Source organism: Caloramator australicus RC3 (genome assembly GCF_000297115.1).
Classification (GTDB): domain Bacteria; phylum Bacillota; class Clostridia; order Clostridiales; family Caloramatoraceae; genus Caloramator; species Caloramator australicus.
Window position 1 is genome coordinate 61,649 of record NZ_CAKP01000001.1, and the last position, 21,110, is coordinate 82,758.

A 21,110-nucleotide genomic window follows, 5' to 3' on the forward strand; every position below is an offset into this window, starting at 1 on the left:
ATTGTCTTTTAATATGGAATTTGCACTATCAAGTAACTCGTTTAATTTTTTCAAAGTTTTAACAAGATAAAATGTTATAAATATGAGCAAAACAGCAATTAAAGTTAAAAGTAACCCCTGAGGCGTTATCGTTAGTGTCATAAGTTCACCTCTTATTCATTTGGATTTTCTTCCGTAAAGCCTTCCATATTTTCCTGTGAATATGGCGTTTCCTCTATATTAGCTTCTACGTTTACAGGTTCTTCCTTTTTGGTAAACTTTTCTTCAACCTTTTCCTTAACTAGTTTAGTTGTTTCCTTTATCTTCAAAGCAGCCTTCTTTGATGCTTCCTTTACTTCTTCTTTAATTTCTTCCCTTGTTTCCTTTCCTGATTTAGGTGCTGTTAAAATTCCTGAAACTAATCCTACGACGCTTCCTATAGCTGCACCTATAGCTAACCCCTTCTTAAGATTTTCCTTTGCCTTTTTCTTGCCTTTAAAATCAAAGTCGATTATAACCTTTTTGGACATACCCATCCCTCCTTGTTTAGTTAATTATAGCACTTTATGTAGATATTAGCAATAATTCAACAATTAATTTATTGATACAATTATAATATTCATCATAATAAAAAGTGTTACAAAAAAGGCAAGCTATCGCTTGCCTATATTGCATTTAGCGCTGCTATATTTAATAGGTTCCACGGCTTGTTAAAATGAGGTTGGAAGAAAAAGTCTACAAATGCAAGTTCATCAATCGTCATATCATTTTGAATACATACCGATGCTGTATTCATCATTTGAGTTAAATCAACCTTTGATAGTATTTGGCTGCCAAGAATTCTTTTACTTGTTTTTTCATAAACAACCTTTAAAATTGCCTTTTCATGGGTTGGCATAAATTCTGGCCTATAGCTATCCTCAATTAAAACACTTTCTGTTTCAAGTCCATAGTATTTTGCCATGTTTTCTGTAAGTCCTGTTGCAGCTATATTTAAATCATAAATTTTGATTCCTGATGTTCCTTGTGTTCCTAAATATCTTGTTGTTGGCTTAATCAAATTTCTTGCCACAAGAGTTCCCATTCTAACAGCATTGGTTGCAAGAGGAATATATTCATGCTTTTTGATCGGATTGTAAAATACAGCACAGCTATCCCCTGCCGCAAATACATCCTCTTTGCTTGTTCTCATATATTCATCTACTATAATAGCACCATTAGGAAGCATGTTTAATTTTCCTTTAAACAAATCTGTGTTTGGCCTAAACCCAATACATAGGATAACAAGATCAGCATCATACGTTCCCTTATCTGTAACAACCCTTTCTACTCTTCCATTTTCTCCTTCAAATCTAATCACACTTTGAGATAATGCAAGCCTTACTCCATGCTTTTTTAATTCCTCTTCTGCTAAGTCCGTAAATTCTTTGTCTAGATATTTGCTAAGTATTCTGTCTTGGCTGTCAATTAGTGTGACATTTTTTCCATTTGTTTCGAAGGCTTCTGCAAGTTCTACCCCAATATATCCTGCACCAACTACAACTATGTTTTTTGCATCCCTTGATTTTTCTATTATTGTATTTGAGTGATAAAAGTTTTTTGACAGAAGTATATTTTCAAGCTCAATACCCTCTATCTTAGGAACAATAGGCCATGAGCCAGTTGTTATTATTAATTTATCATAGTTATCTTCAAAAGTTTCTCCTGTTTCTAAATTCTTTACTTTCAATGTTTTTTTATCCAAATCCACATCTAAAACTTCATGTTTAATCTTGGTTTCTGCACCAAGCTCCTTTAGTTTTTCCGGCGAACTATAAAAAAGTCCTAATGGGTCTTTAACCACTCCTCCAACATATAAAGCTATGCCGCAGGATAAAAATGATATGTTGTCGTTTCTTTCATAAACAGTAATTTTAGCATCTTTGTATAGTTTTGCAGTATTTACTATTGCAGCTGTTCCTGCATGAGTACATCCTATAACAACTACCTTCATAAAAACTCTCCTTTCTATTCTTTATAATAATATTATATGTTTATAAATAATTATTTTCAATTAATATTTATTTTTTTTATTCAATAATTTTTATCTATTATACTTTAAGCAATAATTATTATTATCTATTTTTTTTAATAAATAATCCATATATAATTTACTTAGAATAATAATTGTTATCATTTACATAGGAGGGAGACTATGAAAAAAATTTTATCTGTTTTACTGTCATTATTTTTTATTTTTTCCTTTACATCTTGTTCTAATAATTCTAATTTAAACAAACCAACGTTTAAAATCGGAGCATTGCCTGATCAAAACGCATCTGAATTAACTAGTGCGATGACAAAAATGGCAGAATATCTAAGTAATAAAACAGGGCTTAAAGTGGAATACGTTCAATCTGTTGACTATGCTGCTTTAGTTACTGCCTTTGAAAGGGGTGAAATACATCTTGCATGGTTTGGAGGGCTAACTGGCGTTCAAGCAAGAAATAAAGTCCCAACAGCTGAAGCAATTGCACAAAGGCCAAGGGATGCTGAGTTTCATTCTGTTTTTATTGTGCAAAAAAATTTACCTGTTAATTCTATAAAGGATTTAAAAGGTTTAACCTTTACATTTGGTAGTGAAAGTTCTACTTCAGGACATTTAATGCCTAGATATTATCTTTTGGAAAATGGAATCTACCCCGAAAAAGATTTTAATGGTAAGCCAAATTATTCAGGTTCCCATGATAAAACATATAAATTAGTAGAATCTGGTGCCTTCCAAGCAGGTGTCCTTAATGAAGCTGTTTGGCAAAAAGCAGTTAAAGATGGAAAAGTAGATTTAAGTAAAGTTAGAGCATTTTACACCACACCAGCATATTTTGATTACAACTGGACAATAAATGGTAATGTTGATGAAATCTTCGGCAATGGAACTAAAGATAAGGTTAAAAATGCTATATTATCAATGGGTGAATCAGAAAAGGAAATCCTTGACTTCTTCCAAACCGATAAATTTATTGAAACAAAAAATGATAACTATAATGCAATTGAGTCTGTTGCGAAGCAACTTGGAATAATAAAATAAGGTGATAGTATGAATGTGATTGAAATTAAAAATTTAACAAAAAAATATAAAGAAATGGAGGTTTTATCTTCCATTTCTTTTAATATTCAAAGCGGTGAGTTAGTAGCAATTTTAGGACCATCAGGCGTTGGCAAAACAACTCTTTTTAATATTATTGCTAAAGTTGTTTCTTTTGATTCCGGTGAAATTATAATTGATAAAAAAATTTAAATGATTATTTTTCCAATAAAGAACTTGCTAAAAAAATTGGTATAATAAGACAACATTTTGACTTAATCGATGAATTGCCTGTTATTCATAATGTTCTTTCTGGTAAACTTCATGAATGGGGACTATTTAAGTCATTATTTAGTCTTATTTTCCCTCAGGAAAAGAATTTAGCATATGATGCCCTAAAACGAGTTGGATTAGAGGATAAAGCATTCGAAAAAACTCGAAATCTTTCAGGCGGCGAAAAGCAAAGAGTTGCTATAGCAAGGGTCTTAGTTCAAAAGCCTAAAATAATCTTAGCTGATGAACCAGTTTCTTCACTTGACCCTGTAAGGGCAGAAGACATACTTCAAATGCTAACTAGTATCGTTAAAGAGGATAACATGACACTGTTGTGTTGCCTTCATTCAATAGAATTTGCAAAGAAATACTTTAATAGAATTATTGGCTTAAAGGAAGGTAAAATATGTTTTGACGTAGCCACTGAAAACTTAACTGAAAATTTATTAAAAAATCTTTATTCCTACTAGGAGTTGGAATTATGCAAATTAATAATAAAAAAAGATTATTGCTTATAGTAATAGTCATAACTTTTCTTTTATCACCCTTTTTAATAAATAATAATGATGGATTAATCCATTCTAACGGTTATATATTAATTTATCATATTTTAATTTCTTTATTGCATCTAGATTTATCTTTTAAAACAATATCACTCGCTGTGATTTCAACCATAAGAACTTTATCTTATGCAATTGCTGGATCGATATTAGCTATTATTATAGGTTTTATACTTGGAGTTTTAAGTTCTAATGTGTTAATAACAAATAGATTAATAAGTAATTTATTCAAAAATATACTTGAAGTAATGCGCACAATACATGAACTTGTTTGGGCATGGCTTTTAGTTTCTGCCTTTGGCCTTTCTCCATTTTCAGGTATTTTTGCAATTGCAATTCCCTATGGAGGAATTCTTGGCAGAATATATTGTAATTATTTTAATAGTGTTCCCAAAGAACCCATATTCTCTCTAAAAAATTCTGGCGCCTCAAAACTTCAATGTTTATTTTACGGTTATATACCTATAATAAAAGCCGACATTCTTAGCTATACTCTATATAGATTTGAATGTGCAGTAAGATCATCAACTGTTATGAGCTTTGTAGGGCTTGGGGGGTTAGGTTATCAAATTCAATTATCTCTTGATGATTTAAATTTTAACAAAGCTTGGACTTATATATTATTTCTTGTTATATTAGTATATCTAATTGATTTATGGAGTAGTGCTATCCGAAAGAGGTTGGTAAAATGAAGCAAAAAGATATGTTTGTTTCTCTTTCAACGTATCTAGTTACAATTCTTATTATTTTCGCTTGGCTATTTATCTTCATTATTGATAAAGCTAGTTTAAAAGAATTATTTAATAAAAATAATTTTGAGCATAGTAAAAAATTCTTATTAGGTCTATTAGGATTTTTGGAAGAAAAACCTGCCTTCCTTGATATTAACTCCTGGAAAAACGCGTTGATATTAACCTTTGAAACCTTTGTTATGAGCGTCATTGCAATTTCATTAGCAACTCTTTCAGCTTTTTTTACTGTAATTTTTGCAGCATTTAACTTTACGAATGATATTGTAACAAAAAAAATAATTATTTTGATAAATTTTTATATTACTTTATAAGATTAATATATATCTTCTCAAGAGCCATTCCTGAACTTCTTTGGGCTTTAATTATAGTATTCGTTTTAAAACCTGGACTTTTAGCAGGTGCTATAGCTTTGGCAATACACAACTTTGGCATATTAGGTAAACTTTGCTCAGAAGTTATTGAAAATTTAGATAGCAAGCCACTATTAAATTTAGCTTCTTGTGGTGCTACAAAAACTCAAATTTTCTTTTATGGAATATTACCATCGGTTTATGACAAATTCATTGAATATATACTATATAGATTTGAAATTATAACAAGAACTACAATAGTTGTAGGTTTTATAGGTGCAGGAGGTTTAGGTCAACAATTTAAATTAAGCATGAGCTATTTCAATTATTCTGAGATTACATTGCTTTTGTTGTGCTATTTTATTTTAGTTAAATTAACGGAATAGTTAATTATTGAAATATACCCCCTCTTAGTATATAATTTTGGGTGTAAAATAATTATGGAAGGGGATTTATATGTTGATATTAAACTCTAACAATGAGATAAAAGATTTCATATCATCCAATCAAATGGCAATATTATATTTTACAGTGGAAGGATGCAATGTTTGTAAAGTTTTACTACCTAAAATAGAAGAAATGCTTCAAAAATATCCAAACGTAAAACTTGCAAAAATAGATGTGTCAAAAACCCTTGAAGCCGCTGGTGCTTATTCTGTATTTGCTTATCCAACTATACTTTTATATATAGAAGGCAAAGAATACGCAAGGGAATCAAGATATGTTAGCGTAGAAGGTTTTGAGGAAACTATAAAAAAATACTATAATCTGCTTTTTAGTTAAAAAGGCTGCTAAATTGCAGCCCCTTCTTTTTTACCTAGATTTTCTTTTTTATCGTATTTACTTAAAAGATACATAAAAATGCTCGCAGCAGAGCTTAAAATAAATATAAGTGGCCAAACATTTCTTACTCCATATTTTTGTATGAATCTTCCCATTATCAATGGGCTAATCCCATGTCCTAAACCTTGAACTATAGACATAAGTGAATTAAACCTTCCTCTGTGGGAGGCTGGAGTATGATCTGCAATATAAACTCCCGAATTTGTGGCATGCAGTATTTCCCCAAGCGTCCAAATAAATGTCGACAAAATATAAGGATAGAAACTTACAAAAAAATATTGTATGCCAAAGCCGATTGCAAAAAATATTCCTGCAATCGTTATATTTAATATAGCTTTATTTTTTCTTGTTATGTGAATGATTATCGTTGTAAACGTTATTACAACAGTTGCATTTATTGAATTTATTATGCTCATAAACCTTGCAGCATTTTCGCCGTAAACGTCCTTTAATTGTATCGTCGTTGAAAAGTTAACCTGGGCATAAGAAAAGGCAAAAATTGAAGAAATAAGAGCAAAATATAATAATTCTTTTCTTTCAAATAATACTTTAAAGGTATTGCCTTCCTTTGGTCTTTCCATCTCGTCAAGTTCGTCATGTTTAATTTCAGGTTCCCTTACAAAATACCATATAAAGAACACTGATAAAAATATAGCTACTGCGTTCCCTATAAAAATTAGATTAAAGTAATTTATATATAAAAATCCTGCTATCAACGGACCAACTGCAAATCCAACGTTTATTCCAAGATAAATTAACGAAAATGTTTGTTTTCTGTTTTCTTTGTTTGTAAGGTCCGTTACCATAGCGCTGTTTATAGGCTGTGCAGCACCATTCAAAACTCCAAATAAAATAACAAACCATGGAATCATGGTTTTATCAATAAAGGCACAGGCTAGGATAAAAAGCCCTGCAATAGTCTGGCAAAAAACGAAAATGCTTTTTCTTCCATATTTATCAGCAAGTTTTCCTCCCAAGATTGAACCTGGAATATATGATGCCGCTGCAAGGCTTATAAATTCCCCCGCAGCCTTCGGCGACATTTTAAGCTTATCGGTTAAGAGCATAGTCATTAATGGGAAGACAAAGTTTCCCATGCTGTTTATAACCCTTGCCAAAAATAAAAAATATATATCCCTCGGAAGTCCTATATATGGTGAAAAAAATTTTTTAAATAAATTCATTTTCAGCCCACCCTTCAAAGCTCTCATTTTTTCTAAAATCCTTTAACCATTCCCCTTGGTATGTAAGATATCCTTCTTCTCCTTTAAAAATCCCATCGTAAAGAATATTATTGCATAAAAGTTCTATTGTTTTTCCACCTTCAGTTTCAAAGGTTATAGAAAATTTTGTTCTATTTAGGTTACGACTCACATGATAAGGAATATTTACCGTTCTTATCATAAACGCCTTTTTGTCTATAACTTTTGCTCGTATCGTCTTAACTGGTGACAATAAATTTTTTAAATATCTTATTAATATTAAAAAAATAATAATTGCCATCAATATAGTTATTATATATTGAATTACTATTGTAAAAAAATATATTGCCATATAAATCACCTGCTAATTTTTTCATAATATTACTATTCTATATAAATCTATAAATTCCTTTAAATCGATGTCAAAAAATTTTTACCTTAATATACTAATATAAGAAAGCCTTTGGGGTTGATTAATATGTATTTTAGAAATTTAGTAGTAGGAGTTAATACATTAGTCCCTCTTAAAAATGGGAAATTAACAAGATACATTAATTTTGATAACGCTGCAACCACACCTCCATTTATAAACGTCATGAATGCAATAAATAGTTTTGCCCCATGGTATTCATCTATCCACAGGGGAACAGGGTATAAATCTGTATTTTCAACAGAAATCTATGAATCATCAAGAGAAAAGGTATTAAACTTTGTAGGTGCTGATTCAAAACTTGATACCGTAATTTATGTTAGAAATACAACTGAGGCGATAAATAAGTTATCAAACAGATTATGTAAAGATGATAAATGCGTAGTGCTTTCTACATTTATGGAACACCATTCAAATGACCTTCCTTGGAGGGGGAAGTTTAAAGTTGATTATATTGAAACCGATGATTGTGGAAGGCTTTTGCTGGATGATTTAGAAGGTAAACTTAAAAAATACGATGGAAAAGTTAAACTTGTAGCTGTAACTGGAGCTTCAAATGTAACAGGTTATATTAATCCTTATTATGAAATTGCAAAATTAGCACATAAATATGGGGCATTTATTTTAGTGGACGGTGCTCAGCTTATTCCCCACAGAAAATTTGATATGAAATCCCATTCAGATGATGAACATATAGACTTTATAGCCTTTTCTGGGCATAAAATGTATGCTCCCTTTGGTGTCGGTGCCCTAATCGGTCCTAAAAGGATTTTTGAAAAGGGGGAACCTGATTTAAAGGGGGGTGGAACCGTTAAGGTTGTCTCCCATGATTTTGTAATATGGGAGGATCCACCTTCTAAAGAAGAGGCAGGAACGCCAAATCTTATGGGAGTTGTGGCACTCATTGCTGCAATTGAAACCCTTCAAAATATAGGAATGGATAAAATAGATGAATATGAAAGAATCCTTTTAAAATATGCAAATCATATTTTATCCCAATTTAATGATGTAGAACTTTACTGTCCAAATATTAGTAATAAAGTAGCTATTATTCCCTTTAATATCAAGGGTATATATCATGGCAAAGTTGCAGAAATACTTTCTGACTATTTTGCAATTGCTGTAAGAAGCGGATGCTTTTGTGCTCAGCCATATATTCAAAGGCTTTTAAGGATAGATAAAGAAAAAATACTAAAAATAGCAAAAAATCCAGACTCTAAAAGACCAGGAATGGTAAGATTAAGCTTTGGACTTTACAACACCTGCGATGAGATTGATATCCTTGCAAGGGCTATAAGATTTATTATAGCTAATAAATCCTATTTCCTGTCGAATTGAGGGTGATAATATGAAAAACACATGGGTTAGCACAAAAAAGATAATCGCCATAATGCTCACTGGCGTATTTTGCTTTCTTAGTATAAAGGGTGTTATCAGCTCCACAGAATTTCTAACAGTTTTTACTATGATAATTTCCTTTTATTTTGGTCAATCGACTGCAAGGGATACTTTAAAGGATACTAATTTTTTCAAAACTATTGAAAATCATGTAAATGATGAGAATGAGATAGAAAACAATAATCATAATTAAACAGTAAAAATCGCCTCCGAAAAACAATTATGGAGGCGATTTTTATGTCCTTTAAATGTAAATTATGGTAAATGTCTAATCCCTGTAAACAAGATTATATTGATTATTATTCCTCTTATAAATTGCATCCACTTCTTCTATTATAAAACCTGTTATATCTTCTTCATATTCAAAGGCTGCTGAGATGCCACAACTTGAACTTAAAACCCTTGGAGTTGGCATAAGCTTTACATCTATGCCTTTGTCCCTTAGAAACCTTTGAAACTTAAATGCTCCGTTTTGTGTGTAGAAAGTTACTATATATTGCATCTTGTCACCTACTTAAAGTTAAAAGTATTCCCTCATCATTTTCTACAACTTCAACATTATATCCGCTATTTTTAGCAAATCTTTTTATGTTTTCCCTTGCTGTTGCATTGTCAACCAAAACCTTAACTCCATCAGGCGAAGCTTCAATGGCCTTCTTTGTCAAAAGAACAGGCTCTGGGCAGGATCTTCCCCTTGCATCAACTAAATTACCCTTCAACTTTAACTCCCCCTTTAACTTTAACATTAACTTCCCTTTCTATGTTAAAGTATCCTATAAGTGCAACTATTATAAACCCTATAATAACCGCAATTTTCCCGTTTGGAGTAGGTCCATCTGGAGTTGAAGCAAGCTTAAAGTTATGGGCAAAGGCTGCTCCAACAAGCATTCCAAGAACTGTAATAGCAGAATCTATATTGCCTTCTCCTGCTAATATAAGTTGTCTTAATGGGCATCCACCAAGTAAAACTGATCCAAAACCTGCAAGTCCCATTCCAAGGAAGTTCCATAAAGCATCATTATGGGCAACAGGCTGCTTTACAAAACCTAATGTAAACTTTCCAATAGCAATATTGCCCAATAGTGCAGCAACAAAGATTGCAATAAATCCTGAAATTAAATACCAGTCTTTAAATAATATAAGGTCCCTTATTCCTCCAACCATACACATTCTTGTTCTTTGGGCAAACCCTCCAACTATAAGTCCAGCAACCAAAGCTAAAAATATTGGTGCATGCATAGAGCCTGGTCCCTTTTGACTAAAGAATATAAAGGTTGGCGCTGCTAAAAGCAATACTAATAAACCTATGTTAATTGCTGGTAATAAAAATCCTTCTGCTTTGTTTAAAGTATATGTTCTTTTTAATGTAAATCCTTTGTTTAAGAATATTATTCCAATATATATGCCTGCTGCAAAGCCTATAAGACCAACAACTGCATTTAAGTCTCCCCCTGCGATTCTTAAAACCATCCTTAATGGGCAACCTAAAAACATTAACGCACCTATCATAACTATAAAACCAAGAACAAATCTTACAAGTGGTGACGAGCCTCCCCTTGCATTAAATTCCTTTTTCCCATAGGACATCAAGAAGGCTCCTAAAACAATCCCTATAATTTCTGGTCTTATATACTGAACAAGTTCTGCCCTATGAAGTCCAAGCCCTCCCGCGATATCCCTTATAAAGCAGGCAATACAGATACCCATATTTACTGGATTGCCAAACTTTACAAGTAATACTGCTAAAAGTCCCACAATAAGACCATTGATAATGATTAACCTTTTATCCTGCATAACCATCCCCCTTTTTTATATTTTCAATTTAATTATATGGTAATAGATAAAACATTAAAAATCGTTAATTTTTATGAATATTAAGATAATTATTTATTTTATTGATAAAGTCTCAAATTGTTTGTAAAAATAAAATTTGTCCCCTTAGAGTTTTGTGCCTCTAAGGGGACAATAATTTTTACGTTTTATTTCCAACTTAAATTAAACCAATAATTACCTGAACCTTTATATGAGTATACTTTTATCTTGTAGGTTCCCGTTTTAGTGGGTAAATATCTAATTTGTTCTTGTCTTGCTGTTCCTTCTGATTTTGCTACAAGAGTTCCATTTGGATCATATAGATAAATATCAAAATCTATGCTTGTGGTATAATTTGAAATGATAAATGTTATTCCAACAGGCTTAGTTGTATCAGTTACATTAAATTGCCACCAATCAGTATTACCAGTTCCTGTTAAGCTGTCCTGAACAAATGTAAATCCAATGTTATCTGAGAAACTTCCACTAAAGCCTCCCGCCTGCTTTATACAATTATAAGGCAGTGCAATACCGTAGCCAAAATCTATATCTTTCCCAGATGGTCCAAAATCCTTTAAGTTTGAACTGGAATAAAGAATATTCTTAACTTGCGAATCTGTGAGTGAATAATTAGCATCTAGCATTAATGCTATAACCCCAGATATAAATGGCGTTGCCATCGATGTTCCACTATAGGTTACATAACTACTTGTTGTTCCTGCCTTTGCAGCCGTTATATTGCTTCCCGGTGCAGTTATATCAGGCTTTATTCGTCCATCTGCTGTCGGTCCTCTATTTGAAAATTCGGATAATACCCATCCCTTTTCTCCTGGATCATATACTGAACCTACAGTAATAGCATTTGCTGCAGCTGCAGGGGAACCTATAGTATAAGTTCCAGGCCCTTCATTACCAGCTGCAACAACCATTATGATTCCATTATTGACTGCATTATTTACTGCAACAGAAAGGCTATCCGTTCCATCAGAAGAGCCTGCTGCACCAAGGCTCATGTTCCCAATTCTTATATTATAGGTGTTTTTATTTTGTATCATCCAATTTATTCCTGATATAATACCACTTGTTGTTCCTGAACCAGAGGAATTTAAAACTTTAATACCTACCAGTGCTGCACCTGGTGCAACTCCCTTATAATTTGCATTACCCTCTCCTGTTCCCGCTGCAATACTTGCAACATGTGTTCCATGTCCATTATCATCATAAGGAGTAGTTCTCCCATTTATTACATCATACCAACCTATAACCTTTCCTCCATCTAAATCGACATGATTTGCATAAATGCCAGAGTCTATAATTGCTATAACTACATCGTTTTTAGAATAAGATGTTTTATTCCCATCTCTATCTCCATCAACTCCAAAATCAACTCGTGCATTATTAACTCCAGTCCATTGGGAAGAAGTATCAAGATATGCTTTTACTTCTCTATCTAGTTCTATCCTCTCAACAAATGGTATTTTTGAAAGCGCTTTAACTTGTGCCTTTGTCATTACAGCAGAAAATCCATTTAGAGCATGCTGCCATCTATCCTTCTCTTTAAACTTACCTACTTTATTCGCAATTTCATTTAGAACTTTATCTGAAGGATGCTCCTTTAATCTAACAATTACTGAAACTTCATCTGTTTCATTTAATTTAACCAAATCATCAAGGTCATCAGATATTTTGTTTCCATCCTTGTCTCCAAAAAATGGAGTTTTTTCGTTTAAATTAGTATTATCAATTTGTTTATCTACAATTTCTCCTGATTGTAACTCAACGGGTGTGCTTTGAATTACTTCACCTTCAGTTGCCTTTACAAAACTAGGTAAAAATAACATAAGCAAAAAAATTACCGTCAATAATGCTGATATCCTTCTTTTTTTCATCCAAACACTCCTTTATTAAAATTTATTCCAATTTACAATATATGTAAGTCAAAATGCATTTAGACCAACTTTCTTTTAAACAAAAAAAAGCTATGGCAAAGGCCATAGCAAATCACATAGCAATCTTATCAACAATTGCATGCTGTGTGGTCAAGTTTTGATTTAGAATCTCATATAATCTTTCCAATCTATCTTTATCAAGGGGAGGAACATTTTCTAATCTATATTTAATATTCATTTCCTTATACTTGTTAACACCGTGAACATGATAAGGCAAAAGCTCAATCTTTTCTACATTAGGGATTGTATTTATGAATTTTGCAAGTTTTTTGATGTGCTCCTCGCCATCCGTTATTCCTGGAACTACTACATGTCTTATCCAAAGCTTTGTTCCATCTCTTTTGACAGCATTTAAAAATTCAAAAAATCCGTGCCTATCTGCTCCTGTAAGCTTTTTGTGTTCTATATCGTCTATGTGCTTAACATCAAGGAGCACAAGGTCTGTCCATTTTAATATTTCATCATATTTTCCTATTCCATAACCTGATGTATCAAGGGCAGTATGAATTCCCTCCTGTTTACATCTTTTAAAAAAATCTATTACAAATTCCGGCTGCAGGAGGGGATCTCCTCCAGAGAGGGTAACCCCTCCCTTTGACCTTTGAAAATATATTTTATACCTTTTTACTTTATTTATAAGCTCATCAACGGTCATTTCTTGTCCGCCCTTTATATCCCATGTATCTGGGTTATGGCAGTAGGCACATCTTAATTTACACCCTTGCATAAACACTACAACCCTAATACCAGGTCCATCGACTAATCCCATTGTCTCTATAGAATGAACTCTTGCCTTTATCATAAGTTACACCCTTTCATGAAAGGTTCTCTTAATTACTTCAAGCTGCTGCTCCCTTGTTAATCTTGCAAAGTTTACAGCATATCCCGAAACTCTAATTGTAAGAGATGGATATTTTTCAGGATGTTCCATAGCATCCTCAAGCATTTCTCTATTTAACACATTAACATTTAAGTGGTGGGCACCTTGTCCAAAGTATCCATCCATTATAGCAACAAGATTGCTAATTCTATCCTCCATATTCTTTCCAAGGGCATCTGGAAGGATTGAGAAGGTATTTGAAACTCCATCCATGCATGATGAATATGGTATCTTTGCGACTGAGTTTAGTGAAGCCAAAGCACCGTTTATATCCCTTCCATGCATTGGGTTTGCCCCTGGTGCAAATGGTTCGCCCTGCTTTCTTCCATCAGGAGTTGAACCAGTTTTTTTACCATAAACTACATTTGAAGTTATAGTTAATACAGATAAAGTATGGATTGCATCCCTATATGTCTTGTGCTTTCTTAATTCATTTATAAACTTTTCAACAATTTCAACTGCAATTTTATCAACTCTGTCATCGTCATTGCCGAATTTTGGATAGTCACCTTCTATTTCAAAATCGACAGCAACTCCATCTTCCCTTATTGGTTTTACCCTTGCATATTTTATTGCACTTAATGAATCAACTGCAACTGAAAGCCCTGCAATTCCAAAGGCCATAAGCCTTTCAACATTTGTATCATGTAGTGCAAGCTGCAAAGATTCATAGGCATATTTATCGTGCATGTAGTGAATTACATTCATTGTATTTACATAAAGTTCTGCAAGCCAAGCCATCATTTTTTCAAATTTTTGCATTACATCATCATAATTTAAATATTCACCCTCAGGAAGTTCTACCTTGGGTCCAACTTGTTCTTTTAAGACTTCATCCTTTCCACCATTTATTGCATATAAAAGTGCCTTTGCAAGATTTGCTCTTGCTCCAAAGAACTGCATTTGCTTTCCTACCTTCATTGCAGACACGCAGCAAGCTATAGCGTAATCATCGCCAAATATAGGTCTCATTACATCATCATTTTCATACTGAACAGAATCCGTCTTTATTGAAATCTCAGCACAGAACTTTTTAAAGTTTTCAGGAAGATCAACTGACCATAAAACAGTCATATTTGGTTCTGGTGCAGGTCCTAAATTTATCAATGTATTGAGGAATCTAAAGCTCGTCTTTGTAACTAAAGTTCTTCCATCAAGGCCCATCCCTCCGATTGCTTCTGTAACCCAAGTAGGATCCCCTGCAAATAGTTCGTTGTATTCAGGTGTTCTTAAGTGCCTTGCAAGTCTTAGCTTAATAACAAATTGGTCAATTAGCTCCTGAGCTTCTTCTTCTGTTATTGCCCCGTTTCTTAAATCTCTTTCAATATATATATCAAGGAATGTCGAAACTCTTCCTAAGGACATTGCAGCTCCGTTTTGCTGCTTTATTGCTGCAAGATATGCAAAATATAGCCATTGAACAGCCTCTTTAGCATCCTTTGCAGGTCTTGATATATCATATCCGTAGGATTGAGCCATTTCTTTTAATTCTTCCAATGCCTTAATTTGTTCCGTTAATTCTTCTCTAAGTCTTATAACATCATCCGTCATTGCACCATTTAAATTTCTTTTATCTTCCTTTTTCTTTTCAATTAAAAAGTCCGCACCATATAAGGGTAGTCTTCTGTAATCCCCTATAATTCTTCCTCTACCATAGGCATCTGGAAGCCCTGTTATTACTCCTGTTTTTCTAGCAAGCTTCATCTCATCTGTATAAGCATCAAAAACACCTTGATTGTGGGTTTTTCTATATTTGGTAAATATTTCAACCATATTTGGATTAACTTCATAACCATAGGCCCTTGCAGCATTAACTGCCATTCTAATTCCACCCCATGGATTTACAATTCTCTTAAGGGGTGCATCAGTTTGAAAGCCTACTATAACTTCATTTTCCTTATCTAAGTAGCCAGGTTTATATGCATTTATTCCTGAAACTGTATCAGTATCTAAATCGATTATCCCCTTTTTGATCTCTTCTAAAAGAAGCTGCTTTGCCTTGTCCCAAACTTTGTTAGTTCTTTCCGTCGGTCCTACAAGGAAGGATGAATCTCCCTCGTAAGGGGTGTAGTTCTTTTGAATAAAATCCCTAACATCTATATCTTCAGTCCATTTGCCTGCAACAAATCCATTCCATTCTGCAAACCTCATAATAAAACCTCCTATTAAATAATAATTCTTATCCGCATTCTTATTATATTATATTTTTTATTCTGTTGCAATACTTTTTTCTTTGATTTTCAACATTTTGTATTGCTGTTATATTATTTTAATTCATCTGTTATACTATTAACAAGTTAAAATATTCTAAATAATCTGATTATACTCAATAATAAAAAACACCTTAAATGTTAGAATTTAATTCTAACATTTAAGGTGAATGTCTTCTTATATGAAAATTTTATTCATACCTTAACGCCTCAATTGGATCAAGCTTTGATGCTTTATTTGCTGGATATATTCCAAAAAATATTCCAACGGCGCTTGAGAAGGAAAATGCAATAAGAACTGTTGTAATACTAACCTTTGGTGCAATGTTTAAAAAGCTTCCAATAGCAAAGGCTGCAAGTATTCCAAGCATCATACCGATTATTCCCCCTATTAGGGATATTATGAGGGACTCTATTAAAAACTGAATAAGTATATCCCTTCTTCTTGCACCTATTGCCTTTCTTATTCCTATCTCCCTCGTCCTTTCTGTTACTGATACCAGCATTATGTTCATAACTCCTATTCCACCCACTAATAAAGAAATCCCTGCAATTGCTCCAATTACTGCAGTAAATATTCCAAGTATCCTGTTAACCTGGTCAAGCTGTTTAACTAAATTTTCTGCTTTATATTTGTCCTTATTATGGTGAACCGATTCTAAAAGCCTTATAATATTTTTAGCAACTAAATCGCTATCCTTTGTGTTTTCAAGCAGAACCTCTATTTGATTTATGTTAAAAGTCTTTTCAAATATAGATTCTGAAACAGTTATGGGAATGTAGCAAAATATAGGCATATTTTCTGCAAAGCTTGCGGCAAGTGCTCCGTTTTCGTTTTTGTAAACTCCCACTATAAGTGCCCTTATTAGCTTTTCGTTGTTACCAATTTTAATCGTCTTACCAACGCAATCCTCGTAACCGAACAATTTCTTTGCACTTATGTTGTCGATAACCACAACAGCTTTTTTGGCTAAAACATCCTTTTCCGAAAGGAATCTTCCATAAAGTATATCAAGCTTATATATCTTATTAAAATCACTATTGGTTCCCATAAACACTGCCCTTTTTTGGCTTTTTTCCGTTTTTATAAGCCCAATCTGCTGAAAAAATGGAGCAGCATTTTTAACTTCCTTAATTCTTGTCTTAACAAGCTCAACATCTTTTGTGGTAAAATAATCTTTTTTAGTAAGGGACTTATTATTATCTACCTTTATTTCAACTATATTTACACCAATCTTTTCAAACTCACCAGTTATTGCACTTTGTCCACCTTGACCGATTGATACGATTGTAATAACGCTGGAAATGCCAATTATTATCCCAAGCATTGTAAGAAAAGATCTTAATTTATTGGCAAAAATTGACCCTATTGCAACCTTAAAGCTCTCATATATGTTCATAATACCACCACCTAATAGACAACCCTATTTTGAACTAATTTATCCTCAACTATCCTTCCATCCCTTATTCTAACTTCCCTCTTAGTATGCTGTGCAATATCCCTTTCGTGGGTAACCATTATAATAGTCGCCCCTTCATCATTTAAACTTTGAAATATCTTCATAACTTCAATACTGGATTGAGTGTCAAGATTCCCTGTAGGCTCATCCGCCATTATTATAGAAGGATTTAGGACAATTGCCCTTGCTATCGCAACCCTTTGCTTTTGTCCTCCTGAAAGTTCATTCGGTTTATGATGCAGTCTATCGGAAAGTCCTACCTTATCAAGAGCCTCCTTTGCCATCTTTATCCTTTTGGAATAGGAAATTCCTGCATATATCAAAGGAAGCTCAACGTTTTCTAAAGCAGATAATCTAGGCAAAAGGTTAAAGGCTTGAAAAACAAAACCTATTTCCCTATTTCTTATCCTCGCAAGCTCATCATCGCTTAAAGAGGATACATCAACATCCTTTAAAAAATACTTTCCCTTTGTTGGTCTATCTAAGCATCCTAAAATATTCATAAGGGTGGATTTACCGGAACCTGATGGTCCAACTATTGATATATATTCTCCCTTTTTCACCTCAAGGTTTACTTCCCTTAAGGCCTCAAACTCAATTTTGCCAGTTGAATATACTTTAACTAAATTTTCAAGCCTTATCATTCTTTCACTTCCTTTTCAAAAACCTTTGCACCATTTGTAAGGGTTGAAGGTGGATTTAAGATAACTTTATTCCCTTCTTTAAGTCCCTCTACAACTTCAACTTCAACATCTGATGTAAATCCAGTTTTTATCTTTACTTTATTTGCTATTCCGTTTTCCACAACATATACATATTCATTCCCATATTTATCTGTAATTACAGCTTCAGCAGGAACCTTTAATGCATTATCCTTTCTTCCAAGAATTATATCAACATCAACATCAAATCCTGACTTTAAGTTTTCATCCTGGTTTAATATCTTTACATAAGCTTTAATTACTGTATCTACTCCCTGCATTGATTGGACCTTTGTTGCAACAGGACTTATATAATCTAATGTCCCCTTATATGATTTATCATAAAATTTTACAATCACCTGTTGACCCTTTTTAAGATTTACAATATCATATTGATTTACATTTAAAGCAACATTTAAACTGCTTACATCTTCAACAGTTACAATAAGGCCTTGAGCCATCGCACCTTCCTTTGCATTTAAAAATGTTACAACTCCGTCTATATCACTTACTATAAATTTTTGCTGTTTCTTTATATTTTCTTTTATACTTAAAACATTTAATCTTGCTATTTCAACCTGTTTTTCTTGAATTTTAATTTGGTTGTCTAAATTTTGCCCTTGCTGAGTTTGTATATTCTGCCCTTGCATAGATGTATTTAACTTTTCTTTTTGTTCCTTTAAACTTTCAAGTTGAAGTTTTGCTATTTCATACTGATTTTCTGCAATTTTTAATTGATTTGTAAGGTCTTGAACTTCAAAATCAACAAGTTTTTGTCCCTTTTTAACCTTTTCCCCTTCTTTAACGTAAACTTTAACTACTTTATTGCCAAAGCCATAGTATTCCTTTTTATTTTTCGATTCGACTATTCCATTAGTAGAATAAAGTGAAATTAGTTCTCCCCTTTTTACAGTATCCATTGTAACCTCTGTCCCTTTTTTGATTCTTCTACTTAAACCAAGTAATATTAATGAAAAAGCTGCCACTATAATTAGCAAAATAGATATTACTTTAACCGACTTTTTCATCTTATCACCCCTAATCATTTTTAATTATTTCATCAAGTTTTTTAAGCCCCTTTATTATTATTTCAAAATCTTCAGCCGAAATATCCTTTAGGACATACTCTAAAAATTCCTTAAATTTATTTTCAATATTTCTTTTTTCCAATTCAGCCTTTTCCGTTGGAATTATTATTACCCGTCTTCTATCATCTTTATCTTGAATTCTTTTAACATAGCCTTCCATCTCAAGCTCATCAATAATTCCACAAACTGTGCTGTTTGCAAGGCCAACTAATGAGCTTAATTCCTTTAAAGTCATTGGAGGGCTATTCATTATATGAAACATTACCTTCATAGCCGACTGACTTTTATTTTTGCATTTAAATGGAGGGCTAAATTTAGAAGCCCTCTTTACCTTCTTATTTATTGATGTTAAAACTTCAAGAATTTCTAATGCCTTACTGCTATTCATAACAACACCTTCGCCTTCGAATAATTCGATTACGAATTAATTTTACAACTTTTTCAAGTTCTATTCAACAAGATACTATTCGGGTTTTCGAATTATTAATCATCCAATCCACATTTTTTACTTTTAAAACTTATATAAAATCTTTTTCATCTATTGTTAAGTAGAATAGTATTTGTTTTTTCTATAACATATAAATTTTATTTCAGTTTATAATTATCATGTAAAATAAATGAAAAGGATTGATTTTATGAAAACTAATATTTCTACTAAGATTATTCAAATAGCTGAAAAATACCATGAGATATGTAAAGGATGTAATATATGCACAAAGGGCTGCATATTACTAAAGGACTATGTAAAACATCCTAAAGAATTTTTAAAAAGTTTATACGAAGAAAAAAACATAGATAATAAACTTCCCTATTATTGTTTCTCCTGTAATGTTTGTAAAAATTTATGCCCAAGTGAAGTTGATTTTAATAAGCTTTTTATGGAGGCTAAAAAAGAAATATCAAGAGGTAAAAAAAGCCCCCACAAAAAACATTTTATAATTCGCAATCATCAAAGGTTATCTAGTTCTAAAATTTTCTCTACAGTAAAAGGAAAATCGGCAGTTGGATTTATGCCTGGATGTAGCCTTTCTTCCTTTGATCCAGAGCTTGTTACTAAAATACATGAGTTATTAAAAAACAAATACCAAAATTTATCATTAATATTAAAATGCTGTGGAAATCCTTCCTATTCAATTGGTGAAATGGAAAGATTTAATAGAATGTATAGCTCATTAAAATTTTCATTAGAAAAAAACGGTATTGAGCACGTTATAACAGCCTGTCAATCCTGTTATAAAACCATAAAAGAAAACTCACCAAACTTAAAGGTTACTTCCCTTTGGGAAGAACTAAAAAGCTTTAATCTTCCAAAGCTTAACACAAAGGATGAATTTTTTATATTCGACTCATGTTCTGCTGATGAAAATGCAAAAAAAAGTATAAGGGAGATTGCTAAAAAGCTAAATATCAAAATTGAAAACAATGAAGTAGTGAGAAATTCAAAATGCTGTGGGCTTGGTGGATGCGTTCATGCTATAAACAGCGACATTTTTAAATCTAATCTAAAGAAACATGAAGAAAATATTAAATCCGAAAAAGTTCTTACCTATTGTGCTGGATGCAGGGATGCACTATCAAATGTAAAGGATGCATTTCATATCTTAGAACTTATTTTTAATAGCGATAATCTAAAGCCTAAGGCACCGACTAAAACCTCAAAGGCCTGGTTAAATAGATTAAAATTAAAAGCCCGTTAAGGGCTTTTTAAATTTCACTTTATTCCTTTACGCTTCCTATTGGTGAACTACCCCCACTTATAGAAGTGGTGGCTTCGTGGTCAAGGTAACTTCTGTTACCAGATTACCCACGCTCAAAGGGCTGTTCCTTCCCCATATATACCAATCACATGGCTAATTTTAGCAAATTCTTGCTTGCATTTATATCTCTATCATGAACTGCACCACACTTTAGACATTTCCATTCTCTCAATGCTAAATTCTTTACATCAGGATTTTTATATCCACATTCACTACATGTTTGACTTGATGCATAATTTTGTGGTGCTATTATTATTTCTCTGCCATACCATCTTGCTTTATATTCTAACATCCTTCTAAATTCTGCCCATGATACTTCTGTTATTGCTTTGGCTAATTTATGATTTTGTTGCATATTTTTTACCTGTAAATCTTCTAAAACTATCACTTGGTTTTCGTGTA

At 32.6% G+C, this 21,110-nt stretch carries 25 protein-coding genes; 10 read left to right on the forward strand and 15 right to left on the reverse strand.

The genetic code is table 11. The features are described from left to right. Positions 1 to 152: 152 nt before the first annotated feature. Positions 153 to 509, reverse strand: coding sequence for a YtxH domain-containing protein (locus tag CAAU_RS00320; protein ID WP_008907441.1), 357 nt, complete (start codon positions 507 to 509; stop codon positions 153 to 155). Positions 510 to 643: 134 nt separating this feature from the next. After that, complete coding sequence (locus tag CAAU_RS00325) at positions 644 to 1,972, reverse strand: FAD-dependent oxidoreductase (RefSeq protein ID WP_008907442.1); 1,329 nt, start codon at positions 1,970 to 1,972, stop codon at positions 644 to 646. Between the two features lie 201 nt (positions 1,973 to 2,173). Between CAAU_RS00325 and CAAU_RS00330 the strand changes: the two genes are divergently transcribed. The 7 genes from CAAU_RS00330 (at position 2,174) to CAAU_RS00350 (ending at position 5,761) form a co-directional block, all read left to right on the forward strand. Further along, positions 2,174 to 3,046 carry a putative selenate ABC transporter substrate-binding protein gene (locus tag CAAU_RS00330; protein ID WP_008907443.1) on the forward strand — a complete coding sequence of 291 codons (873 nt, stop codon included), beginning with the start codon at positions 2,174 to 2,176 and terminating at the stop codon, positions 3,044 to 3,046. Positions 3,047 to 3,055: 9 nt separating this feature from the next. Beyond that, positions 3,056 to 3,256 carry an ATP-binding cassette domain-containing protein gene (locus tag CAAU_RS15335; RefSeq protein ID WP_008907444.1) on the forward strand — a complete coding sequence of 67 codons (201 nt, stop codon included), beginning with the start codon at positions 3,056 to 3,058 and terminating at the stop codon, positions 3,254 to 3,256. 74 nt (positions 3,257 to 3,330) lie between these two features. After that, entirely contained in the window at positions 3,331 to 3,786 is a 456-nt protein-coding gene (locus CAAU_RS15340) for a phosphonate ABC transporter ATP-binding protein (RefSeq protein ID WP_008907445.1), read from the forward strand. Positions 3,787 to 3,797: 11 nt separating this feature from the next. Beyond that, a complete protein-coding gene (locus CAAU_RS14960; protein WP_008907446.1) occupies positions 3,798 to 4,568 on the forward strand; it encodes a PhnE/PtxC family ABC transporter permease in 771 nt (256 codons plus the stop codon). Then, positions 4,565 to 4,939: a hypothetical protein gene (locus tag CAAU_RS14965; RefSeq protein WP_008907447.1), complete on the forward strand. Its 375-nt coding sequence runs from the start codon at positions 4,565 to 4,567 to the stop codon at positions 4,937 to 4,939. Before CAAU_RS14960 ends, CAAU_RS14965 begins: the two co-directional genes overlap by 4 nt. A gap of 26 nt (positions 4,940 to 4,965) precedes the next feature. Further along, positions 4,966 to 5,364: a PhnE/PtxC family ABC transporter permease gene (locus tag CAAU_RS14970; RefSeq protein ID WP_242822548.1), complete on the forward strand. Its 399-nt coding sequence runs from the start codon at positions 4,966 to 4,968 to the stop codon at positions 5,362 to 5,364. 70 nt (positions 5,365 to 5,434) lie between these two features. Then, the gene (locus CAAU_RS00350) at positions 5,435 to 5,761 is read left to right on the forward strand and encodes a thioredoxin family protein (protein ID WP_008907449.1); all 327 of its coding nucleotides are present in this window, start codon (positions 5,435 to 5,437) and stop codon (positions 5,759 to 5,761) included. 8 nt (positions 5,762 to 5,769) lie between these two features. On the opposite strand, the gene CAAU_RS00355 is transcribed toward CAAU_RS00350, so the two are convergent. Together CAAU_RS00355 and CAAU_RS00360 are read right to left on the reverse strand one after the other, a co-directional pair. Beyond that, on the reverse strand, positions 5,770 to 7,005 hold the full coding sequence (locus CAAU_RS00355) for an MFS transporter (protein ID WP_008907450.1): 1,236 nt from the start codon (positions 7,003 to 7,005) through the stop codon (positions 5,770 to 5,772). Next, positions 6,992 to 7,375 carry a DUF2500 family protein gene (locus CAAU_RS00360; protein WP_008907451.1) on the reverse strand — a complete coding sequence of 128 codons (384 nt, stop codon included), beginning with the start codon at positions 7,373 to 7,375 and terminating at the stop codon, positions 6,992 to 6,994. The genes CAAU_RS00355 and CAAU_RS00360 overlap by 14 nt, the downstream gene beginning before the upstream one ends. A 126-nt stretch (positions 7,376 to 7,501) precedes the next feature. Between CAAU_RS00360 and CAAU_RS00365 the strand changes: the two genes are divergently transcribed. After that, positions 7,502 to 8,791 (forward strand): aminotransferase class V-fold PLP-dependent enzyme, encoded by a 1,290-nt coding sequence (locus tag CAAU_RS00365; protein WP_008907452.1) that lies wholly within the window; start codon positions 7,502 to 7,504, stop codon positions 8,789 to 8,791. Positions 8,792 to 8,801: 10 nt separating this feature from the next. Next, entirely contained in the window at positions 8,802 to 9,044 is a 243-nt protein-coding gene (locus CAAU_RS00370) for a hypothetical protein (protein ID WP_040305538.1), read from the forward strand. A 75-nt stretch (positions 9,045 to 9,119) separates the two neighbouring features. Here the strand turns inward: CAAU_RS00370 and CAAU_RS00375 are convergent, their stop codons facing one another. From CAAU_RS00375 to CAAU_RS00420, 10 genes are all read right to left on the reverse strand, one after another. Then, on the reverse strand, positions 9,120 to 9,353 hold the full coding sequence (locus CAAU_RS00375; RefSeq protein WP_008907454.1) for a putative Se/S carrier protein: 234 nt from the start codon (positions 9,351 to 9,353) through the stop codon (positions 9,120 to 9,122). 4 nt (positions 9,354 to 9,357) lie between these two features. Then, complete coding sequence (locus tag CAAU_RS00380) at positions 9,358 to 9,570, reverse strand: sulfurtransferase TusA family protein (protein WP_008907455.1); 213 nt, start codon at positions 9,568 to 9,570, stop codon at positions 9,358 to 9,360. Further along, positions 9,560 to 10,645 (reverse strand): YedE family putative selenium transporter, encoded by a 1,086-nt coding sequence (gene yedE, locus CAAU_RS00385; RefSeq protein WP_008907456.1) that lies wholly within the window; start codon positions 10,643 to 10,645, stop codon positions 9,560 to 9,562. The genes CAAU_RS00380 and yedE overlap by 11 nt, the downstream gene beginning before the upstream one ends. 185 nt (positions 10,646 to 10,830) lie before the next feature. Next, positions 10,831 to 12,552, reverse strand: coding sequence for a S8 family serine peptidase (locus CAAU_RS00390; protein WP_008907457.1), 1,722 nt, complete (start codon positions 12,550 to 12,552; stop codon positions 10,831 to 10,833). A gap of 112 nt (positions 12,553 to 12,664) precedes the next feature. After that, positions 12,665 to 13,414 carry a pyruvate formate-lyase-activating protein gene (gene pflA / locus CAAU_RS00395; RefSeq protein WP_008907458.1) on the reverse strand — a complete coding sequence of 250 codons (750 nt, stop codon included), beginning with the start codon at positions 13,412 to 13,414 and terminating at the stop codon, positions 12,665 to 12,667. Between the two features lie 3 nt (positions 13,415 to 13,417). Beyond that, positions 13,418 to 15,643, reverse strand: coding sequence for a formate C-acetyltransferase (gene pflB, locus CAAU_RS00400; RefSeq protein WP_008907459.1), 2,226 nt, complete (start codon positions 15,641 to 15,643; stop codon positions 13,418 to 13,420). Positions 15,644 to 15,893: 250 nt separating this feature from the next. Beyond that, positions 15,894 to 17,102, reverse strand: a complete 1,209-nt coding sequence (locus tag CAAU_RS00405) for an ABC transporter permease (RefSeq protein WP_008907460.1) — start codon at positions 17,100 to 17,102, stop codon at positions 15,894 to 15,896. A gap of 11 nt (positions 17,103 to 17,113) precedes the next feature. Continuing rightward, the gene (locus CAAU_RS00410) at positions 17,114 to 17,806 is read right to left on the reverse strand and encodes an ABC transporter ATP-binding protein (protein WP_008907461.1); all 693 of its coding nucleotides are present in this window, start codon (positions 17,804 to 17,806) and stop codon (positions 17,114 to 17,116) included. Then, the gene (locus tag CAAU_RS00415) at positions 17,803 to 18,891 is read right to left on the reverse strand and encodes an efflux RND transporter periplasmic adaptor subunit (RefSeq protein WP_008907462.1); all 1,089 of its coding nucleotides are present in this window, start codon (positions 18,889 to 18,891) and stop codon (positions 17,803 to 17,805) included. Before CAAU_RS00415 ends, CAAU_RS00410 begins: the two co-directional genes overlap by 4 nt. 10 nt (positions 18,892 to 18,901) lie before the next feature. Then, positions 18,902 to 19,339 carry a MarR family winged helix-turn-helix transcriptional regulator gene (locus CAAU_RS00420; protein ID WP_008907463.1) on the reverse strand — a complete coding sequence of 146 codons (438 nt, stop codon included), beginning with the start codon at positions 19,337 to 19,339 and terminating at the stop codon, positions 18,902 to 18,904. A 247-nt stretch (positions 19,340 to 19,586) separates the two neighbouring features. Here CAAU_RS00420 and CAAU_RS00425 point away from each other — a divergent pair, with 247 nt between their 5' ends. Continuing rightward, a complete protein-coding gene (locus CAAU_RS00425; protein WP_008907464.1) occupies positions 19,587 to 20,648 on the forward strand; it encodes a heterodisulfide reductase-related iron-sulfur binding cluster in 1,062 nt (353 codons plus the stop codon). Between the two features lie 145 nt (positions 20,649 to 20,793). Here CAAU_RS00425 and CAAU_RS00430 read toward each other — a convergent pair. Next, positions 20,794 to 21,110: RNA-guided endonuclease TnpB family protein (locus CAAU_RS00430; RefSeq protein ID WP_242822546.1), on the reverse strand; the 317-nt coding region annotated here is incomplete at its 5' end.